The organism is Nocardioides sp. NPDC127514, assembly GCF_040302125.1.
Lineage (GTDB): Bacteria > Actinomycetota > Actinomycetes > Propionibacteriales > Nocardioidaceae > Nocardioides.
On record NZ_JBEORF010000001.1, the window covers coordinates 284,753 to 305,704 of the forward strand.

The window sequence follows — 20,952 nt, forward strand, 5'->3', positions numbered from 1 at the left end:
TTCGTTCCACCCAGTGGTGGTCCGCCTCCTAGGCGGTCCACCCGATTGTTGAGCACTCACATCAGGCCGCCCACGGGCGGCCTTTCTCGTCGATCGTCGCCGACCCGTGGGCCTCACCACTCCGAAAGGTCCACCATGACCAGGCGACTCTCTCTCATCACACCCTCCGGCCGACTCACCATCGGCAACCTGCTCGGTGCACTGCGGCCGATGGCCGCCACGGCCGACTCGGACGCCTTCTACGGGCTCTCCGACCTGCACGCACTGACGCTGCCGCACGAACCGTCGGTGCTGCGTACGCGGACGGAGGAGATGGCTCTCCTCCTGATGGCGTCCGGGCTCGAACCGGCCACGTTGTTCATCCAGTCCCATGTCCCAGCGCATCGCTCGCTCGGCTATGTGCTCGAGTGCGTCGCGCACACCGGTGAGCTGGGCCGGATGATCCAGTTCAAGGAGAAGTCCCGCCGGGTCGGGGCATCGGTGCGCGCCTCGCTGTTCACCTATCCGGTGCTGATGGCGGCAGACATCCTGCTCTACGGGGCGACCGAGGTGCCCGTCGGTGACGACCAGCGTCAGCACGTCGAGCTCGCCCGGGACATCGCGATCCGGTTCAACACGACGTACGGCCGGGTCTTCTCGGTCCCCCAGGCGGTGCATCCAGAGGCCGGGGCCCGGATCATGGATCTGGCCGAGCCGACCCGCAAGATGTCGAAGTCGTCCGGCGACGCGCACCCGGGCTCGATCTTCCTGCTGGACGATGCCGATGTCGTACGTCGCAAGGTGGCCCGTGCGGTCACCGACTCCGCCGGAGACGTCTCCCGTGACGAGGAGCGGCCGGGCGTCACCAACCTGATCGACATCCTCGAGGCCTGCGGCGGCTCGGTCTCGGGGTTGTCGAGCTACGGCGGCCTGAAGGCCGCGGTCACCGACGCGGTCGTCGCCGAGCTCGAGCCGATCCAGAAGCGCTATCACGAGCTCGCCGCCGACCGTGCGTACGTGACGCAGGTGTATGCCGCCGGAGCGGAGCGCTGCCGCGAGGCGACCGCCCCGGTCCTGGCCGCGGCGGAGGCGGCGATCGGCCTGGCCTGAAGACGCCTGACCCCCTGTAACACGCTGTTCGGAGTACTACTCGCCCTATCTGAACGGGCGAGAAGAACTCCGAACGACGTGTTACAGGGGGCTCGACGCTCAGATGCGTACGTCGGCCAGCTCACCCACCCGCGCGCTCTGCGGGCGCAGGTAGACGGTGAAGGTGACCAGGGCGCAGATGGCGTAGAAGACCGTGAAGGCGATGAACGCCGACTTGGTGGCGTCGAGAGGGTTGTCGACCCACGGGCTGTTGAAGGCGATCGGGATGAGGAAGCCGCCGACCGCACCGACGGCGCCGATGATGCCGACCGCGGCAGAGGACTTCTTGGTCGCGCCGATGAGTGCGGCCTCCCGCTCGGCGGTGCCCGGAGTGGTGGCCAGCTCGGCCTCACGACGGAAGATCGACGGGATCATCTTGTAGGTCGAACCGTTGCCGATGCCGGTCGAGGCGAAGACGAGCATGAAGAAGCCCAGGAAGACCGGGAACCAGGACTGGTTGTCGAACGCGATCGCGGGGGTCGCGTCCGGGTTCGGGGTGAGCTGCATGAGCGTCCACAGCACCCCGAGGGTGAAGACGACCATCCCGCTGAACGCGCCGAGGGTGACCTTCGCGCCGCCCCAGCGGTCGGCCAGCCAGCCGCCCAGCGGGCGGGTCGCGGAGCCGATCAGGGCGCCGAGGAAGGCGAAGTAGGCGAAGTAGATGCCGGTGCCGAGCGGGGCAGGCTCGGGGACCCAGAAGTTGAGCTTGATCAGCAGCGGCATCGCGGCGGAGTAGCCGATGAAGGACCCGAAGGTGCCGATGTAGAGGAACGACATGATCCAGGTCTGCTTCGACTTCACGACCGAGAGCTGCTCACGTGCGGACGACTTCGCGGAGCTGATGTTGTCCATGAAGAAGAAGGCGGCGAGGATCGCGATGACGGCCAGCGCCGCGTAGACGAACGCGGCCCGCTCGAGGTGGATGCCACCGTCGGAGGCCTTGATCAGCCCGAAGATGCCGGCACCACCGACGATGACCGGCAGCAGGAACTGGATGAGTGCGACGCCGAGGTTGCCGCCGGCGGCGTTGAGGCCGAGCGCGGCGCCCTTCTTGTCGGAGGGGTAGAAGAAGTTGATGTTCGCCATCGAGGAGGCGAAGTTTCCGCCGCCGAGACCAGCGGTGGCGGCGATGACGCAGAAGACCCAGTAGGGGGTGGACGGCTGGGTGACGGCGTACGCGAAGCCGAGGGTCGGCACGAGCAGCAGCGCGGCCGACATCATCGTCCAGTTGCGGCCGCCGAACTTCGGCACCGCGAGGGTGTAGGGCACCCGCAGCAGCGAGCCGACCAGGTTCGGGATGGCGATCAGGAAGAACAGCTGGCTCGGGGTGAACTCGAAGCCCTGGGCGACCAGGAACGCCGAGGAGACCGACCAGATCAGCCAGACCGAGAAGCCGAGGTGCTCGGCGAAGATCGACCAGATCAGGTTGCGGCGGGCGGTCTTGGCCCCGGTCTCCTCCCAGAAGGTGGCGTCCTCCGGACGCCAGTCGTCGATCCAGTAACGGCGGCTCATGGTGGGCTCCTCAGATGCGGGCAGTCGGCGAGATGCCACTCACCATCGCCAGCCCACGTTTCAACCGGAGCCAACCCTCGCGCGCAAGCCCGTCAACTTCCTCTCACGACCTCACAGTGCTCACGACCTCACTGCTGAGAAAGTACGTGGCGGGCGGCCCGAGCCGCCCGCCACGTACGTCGTGTCGCCGATCCGCCAGGGACTCAGCCGAGGTAGCGCTCCCACGGGCCGGTGATGGCCAGGGTGTAGCCGGGGTCCTGCATGTTGACGAAGAGGACCTTGCCGTCGGGCGAGAAGCACGGCCCGCAGAACTCGGAGTCGTTGAGGTCGTTGCGGGCGATGGCGTACGCCGGGCCGCCCGGGAACGCGCCGAGCACGTGCGAGGCGCCGGAGCCGTCCTCGGCGAGCACCAGCGAACCCCAGGGGGTGACGGTGACGTTGTCGGGACCGTCGAAGGTGAGGTCGCCGTACTTCGGCGCCGGGGCATCGTCCTCGGACTGCGTCTGGTGCGGGAAGTACGTCACCAGCTGGATGGTCTCGGCCGCGTAGTCGTAGAACCAGACCATGCCGTCGTGCGGGGAAGCGTCGGCGGGCATGTCGCCCTCCTCCCACGCGTAGGAGTTGACCACGTAGACGCCCTCGTCGGTGCCCCACACGCCCTCGAACTTGCGGCCGCGGGTGACCTCGCCGTCAGCGAACTGCTCGCGGCACGGCGTCGCCTGGGCGTCACGCTCAGGCACGGTCTTCCACTTCACCGAGAAGGGCTGACCCATCTGCGCGGAGGTCAGGTAGGCCACGTCGGGCAGCACCGAGCCGTCGGGCAGGATGATCTGCATCGCGGCGAGCGTGCCGGCGTCGTCGGCCAGCTCGGTGAGCACGCCCGGGCCGAGCCTCACCCCGACTGGGGCGGTCCAGCGGTAGAAGAGCCCGTTGGGCTCGTCGGCGTCCTCGGAGAGGTAGACCTTCGTACGGGTCTTGTCGATCGCGAGGGCTTCGTGGTCGTAGCGGCCGAAGGCCTTGATCGGGCGGGGATCGGCCGAGCCGTCGGCCCAGACCTCGAAGACGTAGCCGTGGTCCTTCTCGTAGACGCCCGTGGTGCCGTCCTCGCCCTCCCACTCCTCGCCGGCGTCGTTGACGGTCTCCTCGCAGGTCAGCCAGGTCCCCCACGGCGTCGGGCCGCCGGCGCAGTTGGTGGAGGTGCCGGAGATCGCGACGAACTCACCGAAGTTGGCGCCGCCCGCGTCGGTGGTGATCACGGTGCAGCCGCCCGACGGTGCGCCCGGGTCGTAGACGGTGCCCTCGACGAGCGGCACCGGGATGCCCTCACCAGGCTCGATCTCGTGGTTCTGGATCAGCGTGTAGCGCCCACGCCGGCCGCCGAGCACCATCATCCCGTCGTGGTTGGACGGCGTCTTCTCGCCCGTCTTCAGGGTCGTCTCCCCGGCGGAGGTGACGATGGCGTACGTGAACCCCTCGGCCAGCGCGAGGATCCCCTTGGGGTCGTCCACGAGCGGCGGGAACGGCTCCCGGGCGCGCTTGCGTCCCGGGGCGCCGGGCCGCGCCGGCTTCGCCTCGGCAAGAGCGGGAACGGCGCCGGCGACGGCCAGGCCGACCCCGGCCGCGGCTCCTCCGGTGAGCAGGGAGCGTCGAGTTGCGGACATGGGTTGGTACTCCTCGGAGCGTGGTAGGGGATCCCGAGACAGGTCTCAGCCCTCTACCCAAGCCACTCCGCAACACCTGCGCGCCCGCGCGAGATGAACCTCAGGCGACGGCGGCGTGAAACGTACGCCGACGGCGCCTCAGGCCGCTCCGAACAGGCCGTTCAGGCCGGTCCTCCGGGCGGGGCCGGAGCGCCCGCTCTCCCACGCGTACCCGCACCTGCAGCACATCAGCCGCCGGCGGCCCCCCGCCGAACGCGAGAGAACCCGGATCTCCTCGTCTTCGGTGCACTTGGCACACATAGCCGAAGTCATCGAGTGAACTCCTCGCACTTCTCAAGTGAACAGAATCTGTACAACTCTGCCCAGGGTGACATATACGAGGGTGCATCCACCAGATGAGAACTTCCTGTGGGTGAACTGTAAAGCGCTATTGACCAGCGGGAACGTCCTCGGCGTTGGCCACGCCGTAGGGGATGTGGACCCCGGCGATCGACCCGACCGCCTCGTCCAGGTGCGTCGTCTGGTCGTCGAAGAAGATCAGCGGGCGGAGCACCTCGAGCACCCGCACCTTCTCCACGCCACCGAGGAAGAAGGCCTCGTTGACGTAGACGTCCCAGGACTGCAACGACCGGATCGCCCGCTCGTGGGCGGGCGCGCCGCGGGCGGTGACGAGCGCGATCCGCAGCCGTGGCTCGTAGCCCGGATCCTCCAGGCGGCGCTGCTCCTCGATCTGCTGGATCCGATTGAGGTCGCGCAGCAGCGGCTGCAGCGGCCCGGGCTCGAGCGGCTCGGTCTTCCGGCTGGCCTCGTAGGCCCGGTACTTCTCGATGCCCTCCTCGCGGAAGACCCGCTCGGAGCCGTCGTCGGCGAGCACACCGTCGAAGTCGAAGGCGACGACGACGGAGCGGTCGGATTCGTCGTACGTCGCTGCCGACGGCAGCACGTGACCGGCCGGGAATCCCTCGCGGCTGGCGGCGATGACGTCCTCGCGGTTGCCACTGAGGAACAGCGACATCCCGAGCGCGCCGATGTAGGGGTGGGGCGAGCGACCCTGGGTGAAGACCGCGCGGGTCATCGGCAGGCCGTGGTCCTCGATCGAGCGCATCACCCGCAGACCGGTGTTGGGGTCGTTGCGGGAGACCACGATCACCTCGACGAGCCCGTCGTCGGCGTCGGCCGCCAGGTCGTTGAGGCTCAGCAGCCGCTTGATGAACGGGAAGGCGACCCCCGGCCGGAGCGGTTCGTCGATGCGCTCGTCCTGGTAGAGGCGGTACGCCTTCTCCCCGTGCTCGCGGAAGTACGCATCCGACTCGGTGAGGTCGAAGAGCGCGCTCGACGCGATCCCGACCACCAACCGGTCCCTCAGCTCGTATCCCACGTTGGCAACCTACCGCGCACACGTTCGGGGCATGACGAGAACCGAATCGGGTACCTGATCAGGCGGCAGAGGAGGTTGTGATGTCGACGAGCGAGCAGGAGCGGCATTCCGAACAGAAGCGAGCCGGCGGCGATCAGCACGGCCAGAAGACGATGCCGTCGCAGGTCTCGGGACGGCTGGGCTTCTTCGACCGCTTCGCCAGCCATGCCAGCGCGTTCGTGTCGCGGGCGTGGTTCTTCATGCTGTGCGTGCTGCTGGTGGTCATCTGGGCGCCGTCGATCGTCGTGCTGCCCGATGTGGACACCTGGCAGCTGATCATCAACACGGCCACGACGATCGTGACGTTCCTGCTGGTGGCCCTCCTGCAGAACACCCAGAAGCGATCCGACGACGCCGTTCAGCAGAAGCTCAACGCGATCGCCGAAGGGCTCTCCGCGATGATGGAGCGGCTGGCCCGCGACCACCCCGAGCTCCGTGACGACCGCGACGAGCTGCGGAAGGCCGTCGGCCTGGAGCAGCGGGAGAGCGCGGAGTAGCCGGGAGCCGCGCAAGAAAATGGCGTGCACCCGGGCCGTCGGGCCGCCTAGCGTGGTCGGTATGCAGCAGCGACCGCTTCCGCTCGACCGCCACCCGTCCGGGGAGCGGCCGCTGACCTGAGCCTGCACGCAGGCGCAACTGGGCCGCTCCGAGGAGAAACTCCTCGTGGGCGGCCTTTCTCATGTGGACGGGTTGTAGGGAAGCGGCCATCCCTCCTGGTTTGGGACCAGGCGATCGCGGGTTCGAGTCCCGCCAACCCGACGGTGATGTCAGTCCGCGTTGGTGACGCGGAGGAACTCCTGGACGTCGAAGACGGCGCGGACGACGCGTTCGGACTTCGGGATCAAGGGTGCGACCTCGTCGTACGAGACGATCCGCGGGTCCGTGACGCGGTGATCGACGCCGTCGTGGACGATCGTGGCCGACTTGGCGGCCAGGACGTTCTGGGCCCAGTCGACCTTCGAGGTGTAGGGCAGGAAGACGACGAAGCCGTCAGGGGTGGGGAGCGGGGTGATCGGGGTGGCGTACTCCCGTCCGCTCGCGCGGCCGACATGGAGGACGACGCCGTTGCTCGCGCCTTCCGTCCCGGCGGTCTTCAGGGCCTCGGAGGCGAAGCGCTTCGAGAAGGCGCGGATGCGGTCCTGCAACCACGGCGACTTGTTGCGCATGCCGATCACGAAGGCGGCGCCCGCGCCCGCTACACCGACAGCCAGCAGACCCGGGATCACTCGACTCAGACGCATGCGGCAAACCTACCTCGCACCCGTACAGCGGCTCGGGTGACAGATACCGTGGGCGCCGTCACAATTGTGAGAAGCGGACGAGAGGAGTGCGGATGCGGCGCTGGCTGCGCTCTCCCATGCGCACCCACCTGGGCACAGAAGCCGATCGGGCGACCTTCCGCACCCTCCACAATGCATCGCTGGCGAGCCCGGCGCTGCGTGGCGGCCTGACCGTCGACAGCGCCGAGCGGGCTGCTCCACACCTGCAGGCGCTCCTGGCCGCCCCCGCGCTCGCGATCACCGACACTGACGGCCTGCTCGCCTGGGAAGGCATCGGCACCCACCACCAGGAACACGTGACCAAGCTGGCAGAGGGGACGCTGGAGCGCGGCGCGACCCGGTTCTACGACCGGGTCGACCTGGAGTGCGGCCAGGCCGGCTGCCCGCTGCACTCCGCCGTGGTCAGCCCGCTGGTCGTCGACGACCACCTGGTCGGCACGCTGCAGGCGTACGCCCCGGACACCTCCGCGATGATGGTCCGCGCCACCGACGAGGTCGCGACCTGGGTCTCCGGCCAGCTCGAGCTCGCCGAGCTCGACGCGTCGCGGCGGCGCCTGATGGAGGCCGAGGTGCGTGCGCTCCGCGCTCAGATCAGCCCGCACTTCATCTACAACTCGCTCGGGGCGATCGCCAGCTTCGTACGCACCGACCCGGAGCGTGCGCGCGAGCTGCTGCTGGAGTTCGCGGACTTCACCCGCTACTCCTTCCGGACCCACGGCGAATACACCACGCTGTCCGAGGAGCTCCGCTCCGTGGAGCGCTACCTGCTGCTGGAGCAGGCTCGTTTCGGCGAGCGGCTCTCGGTGAGGCTCTCGGTGGCGCCCGAGGTGCTGCCGATCGCGGTGCCGTTCCTGTGCCTGCAGCCGCTGGTCGAGAATGCCGTACGCCACGGTCTGGCCGACGCGCAGACCGGCCACATCTCCATCCGGGCCGCCGACAGCGGCACCGAGTGCGTGATCGAGGTCGAGGACGACGGCGCCGGCGAGGATCCGGAGAAGGTACGCAACGCGCTGGCCGGCGGCAACGACTCCGTCGGACTCGGCAACGTCGACGCCCGGCTCCGCAACGCCTACGGCGACGACTACGGCCTGGTGGTCGAGACTGCCCCTGGAGCCGGCACGAAGGTCATCCTCAGAATCCCGAAGTTCGCCCCAGGAGTGCACCCATGAACCGCACCACTCAGGCAGTCGCCGCGCGACAGGGAGCGCCTGGTGGCCGGCTGAGGATCCTGGTCGTCGACGACGAGCCGCCGGCGGCCGACGAGCTCTCCTACCTGCTCACCCAGGACGCGCGGGTGGCGGAGGTGCGCACCTGCCTGAACGCGACCGACGGGCTGCAGCAGCTGCAGGGGTCGGGGGTGGACGCGGTCTTCCTCGACATCCAGATGCCCGGTCTCAACGGGCTCGAGCTGGCCCGGCTGCTGGCCCGGTTCAAGACGCCGCCGGCGGTCGTGTTCGTGACCGCCCACGAGGAGCATGCGCTGGAGGCCTTCGACCTGCGCGCGGTCGACTACGTGCTCAAGCCGGTCCGCGCCGAGCGGCTGGCGGAGACGGTCACCCGGCTGATGGGCAGCATGCCGGAGGAGGAGCCGAGCGGCGACATCCAGATCCCGGTCGAACTCGGCGGCATCACCCGCTTCGTGTGGCGCTCCCAGATCACCCACGTGGAGGCGCAGGGTGACTACGCCCGGCTGCACACCGCCGACGCCTCCCACCTGGTGCGGGTCCCGCTGACCCAGCTGGAGCAGGAGTGGGCCTCCGCTCGGTTCGTACGCATCCACCGCTCTCTCCTCGTCAACCTCGCCCACGTGACGGAGGTGCGCTCGGAGGCCGGACGCTGCTCGGTCGTCGTCGGCGGCTCCACCCGCGGGACCGAGCTGCAGGTCAGCCGCCGGCACACGCGCCAGCTCAAGGACCTGCTCGCCCGACGCTCATGATCCGATCCCGATGACAGAACCTCAACGCGTACGCGTCACCGGACCGCCCCGACGACGCCCGGCCGTCCGCCGGGTCGACGTCGACGAGGACACCCGCCTCGGCGAGGTCTACCTCGGCTCGCTGATGCGCGCCCAGCTCTCGATCGCGCTCCGAACCCTGGCGGTGCTCTTCCTCGGCGTCGGCTCGCTCCCGCTGCTGTTCTGGCTGGCCCCGGGTCTGGTGCGCACCGCGCCGTTCGGCGTACCGCTCCCCTGGCTGCTGCTCGGGGTGCTGGTCTACCCATTCCTGTTCTTCCTCGGCCGCTGGTACCTGCGCGGCGCGGAGCGCAACGAGGCCAGCTACGCCGACCTGCTCCGCTCGGACGACGAGACGCCATGACCCTCGACTCCGCCCCGGCGATCGTCGCGGTCACCCTGGTCACCTTGGCGACGCTGACCATCGGCACCTGGGGACTGCGGTTCAGCCGCACCACCAGCGACTTCTACGTCGCCTCGCGGTCGGTGCGGCCCGGGCTCAACGCGAGCGCGATCGGCGGGGAGTATCTCTCCGCCGCCTCCTTCCTCGGGGTCGCCGGGCTGGTGTTCACCTCGGGTGCGGAGATGCTCTGGTATCCGATCGGCTGGACCGCCGGCTATCTCGTGCTGCTGACCCTGGTCGCGGCGCCTCTGCGCAGGTCGGGGGCGTACACGCTGCCCGACTTCGCCGAGGAGCGGCTCGCCTCCACAGGGGTGCGGCGGCTCTGCTCGCTGCTGGTCGTGAGCATCGGCTGGCTCTACCTGCTGCCCCAGCTGCAGGGCGCCGGGCTGACCCTGGAGCTGGTCGCGGGCGCACCTCGCTGGGTGGGTCCGGTGCTGGTCGGGACGGTCGTGCTGGTCAGCGTCTTCTCGGGCGGGATGCGCTCGATCACGTTCGTCCAGGCCTTCCAGTACTGGCTCAAGCTGACCGCCCTCCTGGTACCCGTCGGGATGCTGGTCGCGGTCTGGGCCAACGACGGCGCGCCCCGCGCCGACCTCAGCCAGGCCTGGTCGCTGCCCATCGGCACGGACACCACCACCGGCCTGTACGCCACCTACTCGCTGATCGCCGCGACCTTCCTCGGCACGATGGGCCTGCCGCACGTCGGCGTCCGCTTCTACACCAACCCCGACGGCCGCGCCGCCCGGCGCACGACCCTGGTCGTGCTCGTCCTCCTCGGTGTCTTCTACCTGCTGCCGCCGATCCTCGGCCTCCTCGGACGCGTGTACGCAGCCTCCCCCGCCTCCGCCGACACCCTGGTGCTCGAGCTGCCCCGGCTGATGGTCCCCGGCTGGGCGGGCGACGCGCTGACCGGACTGGTCTGCGCAGGCGCGTTCGCGGCCTTCCTCTCCACGTCGTCGGGCCTGGCGATCGCCGTCTCCGGCGTGCTCTCCCAGGACGTGGTCGTACCGCTGCTACGCCGCCAAGGCAGCCGCTTCGGCGGCGTGGCCGCCTTCCGGATCGCCTCTCTGGTCGCCGTGATCGTCCCAGTCGCTGGGGCCCTGCTGACCCCCAGCGTCGGGGTCGCCCGCGGGGTCGCCCTGGCCTTCGCGCTCGCGGCAGCCACCTTCTGCCCGCTGCTCCTGCTCGGCATCTGGTGGCGCCGGCTGACCGCCTACGGCGCCGCCACCGGGCTGGTCACCGGCCTGGTCACCACGGGGTCGGCCGTGGTGTTCACGATCAGTGGGTCGCGTACGGGCACCTGGGCGGATGTCGCGCTCACCCAGCCCGCGCTGTGGGCGGTGCCGCTCTCCTTCGCCGTCATGATCCTCGTCAGCCTCGCCTCCGCCGCCCACGTCCCGGCCCACACCACCCGGCTGCTGGTCCGCCTGCACTCCCCCGAGCCCACGATCGAGCCCATCACCACCTCCGCCGCGCAGCGCTGATCTGATCCGGGAGCCGGTGGTGGACGAGAGCGCGGATGTCGGCGGCGATCTGGGTCTGTACGTGACAGCTGCCGGCGGCCTGCTGGGCGCGGCGCATGCCGCCGGCAGCCGTGAGATCGCCGGCTTCGGAGACGCGGCGCTGACCGTGCTCGCAATGGTGGCCGGCGCCTTTGCCGGGCTCCTCCTCGGTCTGCTCGTCGGCGTGGCGGTCGTGGTGATCCACACGGTCGCGGTCGCGCCTGCGGTCGGGTGGCGGCGACGCCGGATGTTCGGACGCGCCGCACTCGTCATCGTCGCCTGGTCCCTGGTCATCACCGTCCTGCTCCGGTGGTGGCCCGACCGCTTCCTCCCCGCCTTCCTGATCGCGGGCTTCGGGGGCTGGTCGGTGTTCCTGGCCCGTCGCTGGTTCGGCGAGTCGGCGCACCTCGGGGCGCAGGCCGTCCCGCACCTCGGCGGCGTCGCTGTCGCCACCCTCGTGTGCGAGCAGCTCCTCTTCGGCAACCTGCTCTCCACGACGTACGTCGGGCCCGTGCTCCTGCTCTTCATGACGTGGCTGTCCTGGTGCGGATGGCGGGCGATGCGCACGGCTCGACGGGTCACGGTGCGGGCTGCGGCCGACATCCTCTGGTCGGTCCAGCTCGGTCTGCTGCTGTCGCTGGCGCTGGTGTGGCTGGCCGGCGTCCTCTCGCTCACCCCGGCCCAGGTCACGGCGACCCGCGCCGTCCTGGAGAGGGCGCAGTCGCTGACCGCGGTGCACTGGGCGTACTGGCTGACTGCCTATACCGCCATCGCCGTGAGCAGCTTTCTCGTACTGCGGTGGCCGCAGCGCTTCGGTGAGGTCCGGCTACCGGTCTTCGGCGTGCTCAACACCGGGAAGCGGACGCTGGCCGGGGTCAACATCGGGCTGATGGTCGCCCTGGTCTTCACCATCACCGCGGTGCCCGTCTCCGAAGGAGCCTGGAAGCGACAGGTCGAGGAGCGGTACGCCCTCGAGACGCGACATGTCCAGCACGCCGAGGGCGAGGAGGCGGCGTACGAGCAGATCCACCAGTACGTCACCACGAACCGCCGCGTCGCCGCCCACCTGAAGCCGCTGGTCGTGGCGGTCCACGAGGCCGCGCCCACCGAGCCGGGACAGCCGGTCGCGGACAGCACCCTCGCCATCGCTCGTCAGCTCGGCCGCTTCCAGGCGGCGACCCTCCATCTCGGGGACCCGCGCCAGGCGCCGCTCACGGTGCTGTCCGGTGATCCGGACGTGAGCGAGGCGTTCGCGGCGCTCGACGAGGCACAGCAGGCCCGGTCGCAGCAGGAGACTCGATCCGGCCGGATCGCGGACGCCGCAGCGGCCGCGGTCGCCAGCACCCTGGACATCCCCGACATCGGACGCAGCGAGGTCGTCCACATCGTCAAGGCCTACCTCGGTGGGCTGGTCGAGGAAGGCCGGGTGCGCGACCTCTTCCACAGCTGGGCGCGCGGCGAGTCGGTTCGGCCCGCGATGGTCCGCCTGGTCTCGATCGACGTGCCCGCCCTCTACGCCGCCGCCTACGACCTGGCGCGCAGGGCGGCGGTGCGGGCGGGTGTGGACGTGTGGGCGTTCAACGCGACGTACGGCCTCGGTCTCACGATGCCGGGCGAGTCACGGCAGCTGTCCGAGGTCGTGATCCTCGCTCGTCAGACCCACCACCTGACCGACGGCAGCGGTCCGTGTCCGGGGTGTGTGCATCCGCCCGGCGGCGCCGGCACCCAGACCGGTGACGGCACGTCCGGTGGCGGCGGCCGGCGCGGCTAGACCAGCCGCTCAGCGCACGATTTCGACCGCTTGTCGCTTGACGGCGCCGCCCACCGAGGGACGGTGCGCTACCCCGCGACGAGCGGTCCGACAGGCCCCTAATGTGACTGCGATCACACGTCGTCCGTCATCCACCCCCACGGTTGACGGCCTCGTCAACGAAAGGGTTAGACCGTGAGCGAAGAAGCGCACGACCAAGCCCACCGGCACGACCCGGTCTACGACAGACTGCACGCCACGGCAGAGTTCCGCGCTCTGCGGTCGGCGTACCGGAAGTTCGTATTCCCGGCCACGGTGGCATTCCTGGCTTGGTATCTCCTCTACGTGTTCTGCTCCAACTGGGCAGAGGACTTCATGAACACCAAGCTCGTCGGCAACATCAATGTCGCGCTGGTCTTCGGGCTCCTCCAGTTCGCGACCACGTTCGGCATCGCCTACCTCTACGCCAACTACTCCAACAAGCACCTCGATCCGCTGGCTCGGAAGCTCGACGAGGAATACGAGATCGAGAAGAGGCAGCTCTGATGGACGGTAGCCAGATCCTCACCACGGTCCTGTTCCTCGCGGTCGTCGCGGTCACGATCGGCATCACCTTCTGGGCGAGCCGGCAGACGAAGACCGCGGCCGACTACTACGCAGGTGGCCGCGGCTTCTCCGGTTTCCAGAACGGTCTCGCCATCGGCGGCGACTACATGTCGGCGGCGTCGTTCCTCGGTATCTCCGGCGCCATCGCCCTGTCCGGCTACGACGGCTTCCTCTACTCGATCGGCTTCCTCGTCGCCTGGCTGGTGGCGCTGCTGCTGGTCGCGGAGGTGCTGCGTAACTCGGGTCGCTACACGATGGCCGACCAGCTGGCGTACCGGATGAAGCAGCGCCCGGTCCGCCTGGCAGCCGCGACCTCCACGGTCGTCGTCTCGATCTTCTACCTGCTGGCCCAGATGGTCGGCGCGGGTGCCCTCGTGGCCCTGCTGCTCGGCGTCGAGGACCAGGCGGTCAAGAACGTCGTGATCCTGTTCGTCGGCGCGCTGATGATCTTCTACGTCACCGTCGGCGGGATGAAGGGCACGACCTGGGTCCAGATCGTCAAGGCCGTCCTGCTGATGACCGGCTCGGCGCTGATCGTGATCCTGGTGCTCGCCCAGTTCGGCTTCAACCTCTCCGAGCTGCTCGGCTCGGCCGCCGACGCCTCGGGCAAGGGCGACGCCTTCCTCCAGCCCGGGCTGAAGTACGGCCTGAGCTTCACCAGCGAGCTGGACTTCGTCTCGCTCGGGCTCGCCCTGGTGCTCGGCACCGCCGGCCTGCCGCACATCCTGATCCGCTTCTACACCGTCCCGACCTCGGCGGATGCTCGCAAGTCGGTGCTGTGGGCGATCGGTCTGATCGGTGTCTTCTACCTGTTCACCCTGGTCCTGGGCTTCGGTGCGGCCGCGCTGGTCGACCCGACCACGCTGGACAAGGCCGGCAACCTGGCGGCGCCACTGCTCGCCCAGGAGGTCGGTGGCGGTGAAGGCTCCGTCGGCGGCGCCGTACTGCTGGCGCTCATCGCCGCGGTCGCCTTCGCCACGATCCTCGCCGTGGTCGCGGGTCTGACGTTGACCTCCTCGGTCTCCGTCGCCCACGACATCTACAACTCGGTGATCAAGCGTGGCAAGGCCACCGAGAAGGAGGAGCTGAAGGTCTCTCGCTGGGCCGCGGCGGGCATCGGCCTGGTCGCGATCCTGCTGGCCATCCCAGCGCAGTCGCTGAACATCGCGTTCCTGGTGGCGCTGGCCTTCGCGGTCGCCGCCTCGGCGAACCTGCCCGCGATCATCTACAACATGTTCTGGGCGCGGTTCAACACCCGTGGTGCGACCTGGTCGATCTACGGCGGCCTGATCTCCTGTGTCGGTCTGGTCTTCTTCTCGCCGGTCGTCTCCGGCAAGACGGCCGTGGACGCGGTGACGGGCGAGACGATCTCCGCCTCGCTCTTCCCGCTCGGCGTGGACTTCTCCTGGTTCCCCCTGGAGAACCCCGGCATCATCTCCATCCCGCTCGGGTTCTTCCTGGGCTGGCTGGGCACGGTGACGTCGAAGGAGCCGGAGACCGCTGAGCGTTACGTCGAGCTCGAGGTGCGCGCCCTCACCGGCGCCGGCTCGGAGAAGGCGATCACGCACTGATCCATCGCGGCGGGCCGTCGTACACAGGTGTTGTACGACGGCCCGCCATCATTCTTTCCCCCGCACTACCCTGTGGCTTGAGCCACACATTTTTCGTACGTAGGAGTCACTGTGAGCGACGAGACCCTGTCCAACCTGCTGCACGAGAAGCGCCGGTTCGAGCCACCGGCCGAGCTTGCCGCCGCTGCCAACGTCAAGGCCGATGCGTACGACGCCGCTGCCGCGGACCGCGACGCGTTCTGGGCGGCCGCCGCGGAACGGCTCACCTGGTCCAAGCCGTTCGATCGCGTCCTGAACTGGGACAACCCGCCCTTCGCGAAGTGGTACGAGGGTGGCGAGATCAATGTCGCCTACAACGCCGTCGACCGCCACGTCGAGGCCGGGCTCGGCGACCGGGTCGCGATCCACTGGGTCGGCGAGCCCGCCGATGACAAGCGGACCATCACCTATGCCGAGCTCAAGGACGAGGTCTCCCGGGCCGCGAACGCCTTCGAGGCGCTCGGCGTCGGCAAGGGCGACCGGGTGGCGATCTACATGCCGATGATCCCCGAGGCCGTCTTCGCGATGCTCGCCTGCGCGCGGATCGGGGCGATCCACACCGTCATCTTCGGCGGTTTCTCCGCCGACGCTCTCGCGACCCGCGTCGTCGACTGCGGCGCAAAGCTGATCGTCACCTCCGACGGCGGCTACCGCCGTGGCGCCCCCTCGGCACTCAAGCCCGCCGTGGACGAGGCGGTCACCAAGGTCGAGGCGACTCAGCCGGGCCTGGTCGAGAACGTAGTCGTGGTCAAGCGCACCGGCCAGGACGTCGACTGGAACGACTCGGTCGACAAGTGGTGGTCGGATGTCGTGTCGTCGGCGTCGACCGAGCACACCCCCGTGGCGCACGACGCCGAGCACCCGCTCTTCGTCATGTACACGAGCGGGACCACCGGGAAGCCGAAGGGCATCCTGCACACCACCGGTGGCTACCTCACCCAGGCGGCGTTCACGCACTGGGAGGTCTTCGACCTCAAGCCCGAGACCGACGTCTACTGGTGCACCGCCGACATCGGCTGGATCACCGGCCACTCCTACATCGTCTACGGGCCGCTGGCCAACGGCGCGACCCAGGTGCTCTACGAGGGCACCCCGGACTTCCCGGAGAAGGGTCGCTGGTGGCAGATCATCGAGGAGTACGGCGTCACGATCTTCTACACCGCGCCGACCGCGATCCGGACGTTCATGAAGCAGGGGCGCGCCATCCCGGACGGCCGCGACCTCTCCTCGGTCCGCCTGCTCGGGTCCGTCGGTGAGCCGATCAACCCCGAGGCCTACATCTGGTACCGCGACGTCATCGGCGGCTCCTCGGTGCCCGTGGTGGACACCTGGTGGCAGACCGAGACCGGCGCGATCATGATCTCCCCGCTCCCCGGGGTGACGGCCGGGAAGCCGGGGTCGGCGATGAAGGCCCTGCCGGGCGTGGGCGCCGACGTGGTCGACGACAACGGCGTCCCCGTCCCGAACGGTGCCGGGGGCTACCTCGTGCTCACCCAGCCGTGGCCGTCGATGCTGCGTACGATCTGGGGCGACGACCAGCGCTACATCGACACCTACTGGTCGCGCTTCAAGGACCAGGGGTTCTACTTCGCCGGTGACGGCGCGAAGAAGGACGAGGACGGCGACGTCTGGGTCCTGGGCCGCGTCGACGACGTGATGAACGTGTCCGGCCACCGCCTCTCCACGACCGAGATCGAGTCGGCGCTGGTCTCGCACCCGTACGTCGCCGAGGCGGCGGTCGTCGGTGCGACCGACCCCGACACGGGGCAGGCCGTCGTGGCGTACGTCATCCTGCGCGACGGGTCGCCGGAGGACTGCCACAAGGAGCTCTCCGACCACGTCCGCAAGGAGATCGGCCCGATCGCCAAGCCGCGGCAGATCATGATCGTGCCCGAGCTGCCCAAGACGCGCTCGGGGAAGATCATGCGGCGACTCCTCCGCGACCTCGCCGAGGGTCGCGGCGTCGGCGACACGACCACGCTCGCTGACCAGACGATCATGGACCTCATCGCTGCCGGGAAGACGACTTCCACGGACGAGTGATGACGCTCGGCAATCGCACCGGCCCGGTCACCCCTGACGGGGCGGCCGGGCCGCTGCGTACGTTCTAGTGCTTCTAGTACTTCACCCGGCGGATGAAGTGGCTGTCGGTCCAGATCGGGTCCTTCGTGACGGCCTCACCCGACCCGGGCGCGTGCCAGACCCAGCGGCGGCCGTCGCGCTTCCCGGCGTAGATGCCGACGTGGTAGACCCCGCCGCCGTCGTAGAAGAAGACCAGGTCGCCCTTGCGCGGCTTCTTGACCTTGAAGGTGTGGCTGACCTGGGCCGACGAGCTGTGCGGCAGCTTGCGGCCGAGCTTCTTGTAGACCCACTGGGTCAGGCCCGAGCAGTCGTAGGCGTGCGGGCCGTTGGCGCCGTAGGAGTAGGGGTCGCCGGCCTGGCTCTTGACGCGACGCAGCGCTCGCAGCCCGCGCGACTTCTTCTTCTTTTTCTTGGTGGTGTGGCTGCCCGTCTGAGCGCTGGTGCTGGCGCTGGTCTGGGCACGTGCGCCCGGCGAGGAGGCTGCCGCGGCGGACTGGGCGGGAGCGGCGACGAGCGCGAGACCGACCACCAGGGCGGTCGCGAGGCCGACGGTCATCGTTCTGTGGGCGCGCGAAAGCGCACGGACACACGATCCGGTCATTCGAGGTTCCCCTGTTGCAGCGACGCCTGCGAAGGTTGACCTGTCGGATTCGGGCTGCTGTTGCCCGGGCGCTGGATGTTCCGTCTACGCCTTCACCCCAAGCCGGTCTGCCTTGTCTCTGGCTCCCGGCGTACTGCTCGGCTCCCCCGTGCCCGCCACCGTGGTCGGATCGACTCTCCTCCGGTTGTGACGGGCCTCGGCGCGACCGGAGCGGCCCCACCGTTCCGTAGGGCTCATCCACTATGCAACGGAACCCGGTGCCGGTCGGGGCATTTGTGCAGCAACTCACTCTCTAATCGATGATTTTGTGTACGTTTGGCCTCGTTTACCTGCCTTTTGAGGATGCCGGCGGCCCCAAGTTGATCACCTTCCTACCTGTGACAGCGGTGCTTGCTAGGGTCGTCGTCAGGTGTGCCGGGAAGTCTGGTCGGCGTGAGTTCATCGACCCCTGAGCCCTTGGAGGCCCATCCGTGTCCGACACCCGCAATCGCCTCTTCACCCGCGGCTCCTGGCTGGAGACCTCGCGGACGGCCGAGATCCTGCGAGCCGAGACGACCGGCGGCGTACTCCTCATCATCGCCGCGATCATCGCGGTCATCCTGGCCAACAGCCCCTGGCAGGAGGCGTACGAGGCGGTCCGCGACTTCCGGATCGGTCCCGAGGCCCTTCATCTCGACCTGACCATCGGGGCCTGGGCGGCCGACGGCCTTCTCGCGATCTTCTTCTTCGTCGCCGGCCTGGAGCTCAAGCGCGAGTTCGTCTCCGGCGACCTCCGCGACCCCCGGCGTGCCGCACTGCCGATCGCAGCCGCGGTCGGCGGCATGGTCGTACCGGCGCTGGTCTACGTGGCCGTCAACCTGATCGGCGACGGCTCGCTGGCCGGCTGGGCGACTCCGGTGGCCACCGACATCGCCTTCGCGGTCGCCATCCTGGCGGTCATCTCGACGCATCTGCCCGTGGGGCTGCGTACGTTCCTGCTGACCCTCGCCGTCGTCGACGACCTGCTCGGCATCATCGTCATCGCGGTCTTCTTCACCTCCGAGCTGCACATCGGCTACCTGCTGCTCGCGCTCATCCCGATCGGGCTCTTCGCGGTGCTCGTGCAGCGTCGCGTACGCAGCCCCTGGCTGCTCCTCCCGCTCGCCGTGATCGCCTGGGCCCTCGTCCACTCCAGCGGCGTCCACGCCACCGTCGCCGGAGTGCTGCTCGGGTTCACCGTGCCGGTCATCGCCCGCAACCCGGAGGCCAAGCGCGGGCTCGCCGAGCACTTCGAGCACCTGGTCCGGCCGATCTCCGCAGGCGTCGCGGTGCCGATCTTCGCCTTCTTCGCCGCCGGCGTCTCCCTCGGTGGCTGGGACGGGGTGACCAGCGCGCTGCGCGACCCGATCACGCTCGGCATCATCCTCGGTCTGGTCGTCGGCAAGACCATCGGGATCTCGGGGTCGACCTGGCTGCTGGCCCGGTTCACCCGTGCGTCGCTGGACGACGACCTCGCGTGGACCGACGTGATCGGGATGGCGATGCTGGCCGGCATCGGGTTCACGGTGTCGTTGCTGATCGGCGAGCTCGCTTTCTCCTCCGATCCGTCCGCCCATGACCACATGAAGGTGGGCGTTCTGTTCGGGTCCGTCCTGGCCGCTGCCCTGGCGACGGTGGTGCTGCGGGCCCGCAACCGGGTCTACCGCCGCATCGAGGAGGTCGAGACTCTCGATGCCAACAAGGACGGCGTGCCGGACGTGTTCGAGGATGATCAGGGTCGCGACCGGTAAGGTCGTGGGCGCTCCCCAATACACGTTCAGCGAAGGGTTCCCATGGCAGTCGACATCGTGAAGTCCCCCGGCGGCGAGGACCCGACGATCGGCAAGCTCGTCGTCGACGCCACCCGCGACATCTCCGAGCTCGTCAACAAGGAGATCACGCTCGCGAAACAGGAGCTCAAGGTCTCGATGACCAACGCCGGCGTCGGCGTCGGTCTCTTCGCCGCCGCGGCGTTCCTGCTGGTCCTCGCCGTGATCATGCTCTCCGTCTCGGCGGCCTACTTCATCCACTGGGCCGGCCTCGGCCTGCACTGGTCCTTCCTCATCGTCTTCGGCTTCTACGTCCTCCTCGCCGCCCTGCTCGGCTTCATCGGCGTACTCAAGGTGAAGAAGGTCAAGGCCCCCGAGAAGGCCATCGCCCAGGGCAAGGAGATCCCCCGGGCTCTCAAGGGCCAGCGCTGACCCACCCCGCCGAATCGGTCGTTGTGGCGACCGAATAGGTAGTTCTGGCGAACGAGTTCGGGCCACTTACTGTCCACAGGCGTCCTTTGGGCTGAAGTTATCCACAGCCGACGGAAACGGCAGTGATTTTCGTACGCCGCGGGCACACAGTGGCTCGCATGAACCTGTCAGTTGTCGGCGCTGCCTCGGCTCTGCCAGCGCGCCCGTTTACCGCCAGTGAGCTCAGCGAGCTCTCCATCAAGAGGTACGACCTCCGCGTCGCCGTCGAGCGCGGCGAGATCCTCAGACCGTTCCGCGGTGTCTTCATTCCTTCCGACGTGGAGGACACCGCGGAGACAAGAGCCGCAGCGGTGTCCCGCGTCGTATCTCCACACCACGTCGTGTCCGACCGCACCGCCGCCTGGATCCACGGGATCAACACCTATTCGCTCAGCGAGCAGACCCAGATTCCAGCCGTCGAAACCTGCGCACGTCGCGGCTTCGCGCCGACGCGCCTGGAAGGGGTCGACGGGCGCTCACGTGACCTCCTCGACCGGGACATCATGACGATCAACGGCGTCAAGATCACGACGCCCTTGCGCACCGCGCTCGATCTCGGGTGCAACCTGAAGCGCCGCGAGGCGATGGCCGCCCTCAACGAATTCGCCAAGGAGCACGGCATCAGCCGAGCTGCCCTCAACCAAGAGCTTCCCCGCTTCAAAGGCCGCCGCGGGGTCGTCCAGCTCCGGGAGCTCGTTCCGCTTCTCAATCGCCACGTCGAGTCCCAGCGAGAGTCCTGGACGTTGCTTGCCATCAGCGACGCCGGTCTACCACTCCCCGAGACACAGGTCTGGGTCGATGTGGAAGGTATCCCGACCTATCGCCTCGACTTCGCATACCGCCTCGCCAAGGTCGCCGTCGAGTACGACGGCGAAGAACATGACGACCCTGAGCAGCGGATCTACGACGAGGAGCGACGAGGCTGGCTGGTCGACCATGGCTGGATCGTGATCATCGTGCGCCGAGGAGACTTCACCGGCGATCGCCTCGACGCCTGGCTCCGGGAGATCAAGGACGCGCTCACGCCGACGTACTCCTCACGCCGCTTCTGACCACACCGCGCGGTCCTCAACCAGCCGAGTCCGCAGTTGTGGCGCGCCGAATCTGTAGTTGTGGGTGACGAAACTCGAGTTTCGTCACCCACAATACCAATCCGGCGACACCGGCGATCAAGAACCAGAACTCCGCCAC

Annotated in this window: 18 protein-coding genes and 1 tRNA gene; 14 read left to right on the plus strand and 5 right to left on the minus strand. The window is 68.8% G+C overall.

Annotated elements, in window-relative coordinates:
- Positions 1–135 precede the first annotated feature (135 nt).
- The gene (gene trpS / locus ABTX24_RS01385) at positions 136–1,089 is read left to right on the plus strand and encodes a tryptophan--tRNA ligase (RefSeq protein WP_350836875.1); all 954 of its coding nucleotides are present in this window, start codon (positions 136–138) and stop codon (positions 1,087–1,089) included.
- Positions 1,090–1,188: 99 nt separating this feature from the next.
- Here the strand turns inward: trpS and ABTX24_RS01390 are convergent, their stop codons facing one another.
- From ABTX24_RS01390 to ABTX24_RS01400, 3 genes are all read right to left on the minus strand, one after another.
- Positions 1,189–2,640, minus strand: coding sequence for an MFS transporter (locus ABTX24_RS01390; protein WP_160025750.1), 1,452 nt, complete (start codon positions 2,638–2,640; stop codon positions 1,189–1,191).
- 203 nt (positions 2,641–2,843) lie between these two features.
- Positions 2,844–4,301: an alkaline phosphatase PhoX gene (locus tag ABTX24_RS01395; RefSeq protein WP_350836877.1), complete on the minus strand. Its 1,458-nt coding sequence runs from the start codon at positions 4,299–4,301 to the stop codon at positions 2,844–2,846.
- 427 nt (positions 4,302–4,728) lie between these two features.
- Positions 4,729–5,679, minus strand: a complete 951-nt coding sequence (locus ABTX24_RS01400) for a 5'-nucleotidase (protein WP_160025752.1) — start codon at positions 5,677–5,679, stop codon at positions 4,729–4,731.
- Between the two features lie 80 nt (positions 5,680–5,759).
- Between ABTX24_RS01400 and ABTX24_RS01405 the strand changes: the two genes are divergently transcribed.
- A complete protein-coding gene (locus tag ABTX24_RS01405) occupies positions 5,760–6,215 on the plus strand; it encodes a low affinity iron permease family protein (protein WP_350836879.1) in 456 nt (151 codons plus the stop codon).
- Positions 6,216–6,404: 189 nt separating this feature from the next.
- Positions 6,405–6,477, plus strand: a tRNA-Pro gene (locus tag ABTX24_RS01410).
- Between the two features lie 8 nt (positions 6,478–6,485).
- Here the strand turns inward: ABTX24_RS01410 and ABTX24_RS01415 are convergent.
- Positions 6,486–6,959 (minus strand): PNPOx family protein, encoded by a 474-nt coding sequence (locus ABTX24_RS01415; RefSeq protein WP_160025754.1) that lies wholly within the window; start codon positions 6,957–6,959, stop codon positions 6,486–6,488.
- Positions 6,960–7,051: 92 nt separating this feature from the next.
- On the opposite strand from ABTX24_RS01415, the gene ABTX24_RS01420 reads away from it, so the two are divergent.
- From ABTX24_RS01420 to acs, 8 genes are all read left to right on the plus strand, one after another.
- Entirely contained in the window at positions 7,052–8,167 is a 1,116-nt protein-coding gene (locus tag ABTX24_RS01420) for a sensor histidine kinase (protein ID WP_201451158.1), read from the plus strand.
- Positions 8,164–8,934: a LytR/AlgR family response regulator transcription factor gene (locus ABTX24_RS01425; RefSeq protein WP_350836882.1), complete on the plus strand. Its 771-nt coding sequence runs from the start codon at positions 8,164–8,166 to the stop codon at positions 8,932–8,934. Before ABTX24_RS01420 ends, ABTX24_RS01425 begins: the two co-directional genes overlap by 4 nt.
- Before the next feature lie 10 nt (positions 8,935–8,944).
- Entirely contained in the window at positions 8,945–9,313 is a 369-nt protein-coding gene (locus ABTX24_RS01430) for a DUF485 domain-containing protein (protein ID WP_350713524.1), read from the plus strand.
- A complete protein-coding gene (locus tag ABTX24_RS01435) occupies positions 9,310–10,836 on the plus strand; it encodes a sodium/solute symporter (protein ID WP_350836883.1) in 1,527 nt (508 codons plus the stop codon). Before ABTX24_RS01430 ends, ABTX24_RS01435 begins: the two co-directional genes overlap by 4 nt.
- A 19-nt stretch (positions 10,837–10,855) precedes the next feature.
- The gene (locus ABTX24_RS01440; protein ID WP_350836884.1) at positions 10,856–12,625 is read left to right on the plus strand and encodes a hypothetical protein; all 1,770 of its coding nucleotides are present in this window, start codon (positions 10,856–10,858) and stop codon (positions 12,623–12,625) included.
- A 174-nt stretch (positions 12,626–12,799) separates the two neighbouring features.
- Positions 12,800–13,150, plus strand: a complete 351-nt coding sequence (locus ABTX24_RS01445; RefSeq protein WP_160025759.1) for a DUF485 domain-containing protein — start codon at positions 12,800–12,802, stop codon at positions 13,148–13,150.
- Positions 13,150–14,781 carry a monocarboxylic acid transporter gene (locus tag ABTX24_RS01450; protein WP_160025760.1) on the plus strand — a complete coding sequence of 544 codons (1,632 nt, stop codon included), beginning with the start codon at positions 13,150–13,152 and terminating at the stop codon, positions 14,779–14,781. The genes ABTX24_RS01445 and ABTX24_RS01450 overlap by 1 nt, the downstream gene beginning before the upstream one ends.
- Before the next feature lie 111 nt (positions 14,782–14,892).
- Positions 14,893–16,863 carry an acetate--CoA ligase gene (gene acs / locus ABTX24_RS01455; RefSeq protein ID WP_160025761.1) on the plus strand — a complete coding sequence of 657 codons (1,971 nt, stop codon included), beginning with the start codon at positions 14,893–14,895 and terminating at the stop codon, positions 16,861–16,863.
- Positions 16,864–16,936: 73 nt separating this feature from the next.
- Here the strand turns inward: acs and ABTX24_RS01460 are convergent, their stop codons facing one another.
- On the minus strand, positions 16,937–17,458 hold the full coding sequence (locus ABTX24_RS01460; protein WP_350836886.1) for a C40 family peptidase: 522 nt from the start codon (positions 17,456–17,458) through the stop codon (positions 16,937–16,939).
- 515 nt (positions 17,459–17,973) lie between these two features.
- On the opposite strand from ABTX24_RS01460, the gene nhaA reads away from it, so the two are divergent.
- The 3 genes from nhaA to ABTX24_RS01475 all read left to right on the plus strand — a co-directional run bounded on the left by nhaA (position 17,974) and on the right by ABTX24_RS01475 (position 20,813).
- Positions 17,974–19,272, plus strand: coding sequence for a Na+/H+ antiporter NhaA (gene nhaA / locus ABTX24_RS01465; RefSeq protein ID WP_350836888.1), 1,299 nt, complete (start codon positions 17,974–17,976; stop codon positions 19,270–19,272).
- A 42-nt stretch (positions 19,273–19,314) separates the two neighbouring features.
- Entirely contained in the window at positions 19,315–19,722 is a 408-nt protein-coding gene (locus ABTX24_RS01470; protein ID WP_160025764.1) for a phage holin family protein, read from the plus strand.
- Between the two features lie 158 nt (positions 19,723–19,880).
- Positions 19,881–20,813: a type IV toxin-antitoxin system AbiEi family antitoxin gene (locus tag ABTX24_RS01475; RefSeq protein WP_350836890.1), complete on the plus strand. Its 933-nt coding sequence runs from the start codon at positions 19,881–19,883 to the stop codon at positions 20,811–20,813.
- Positions 20,814–20,952: the final 139 nt, after the last annotated feature.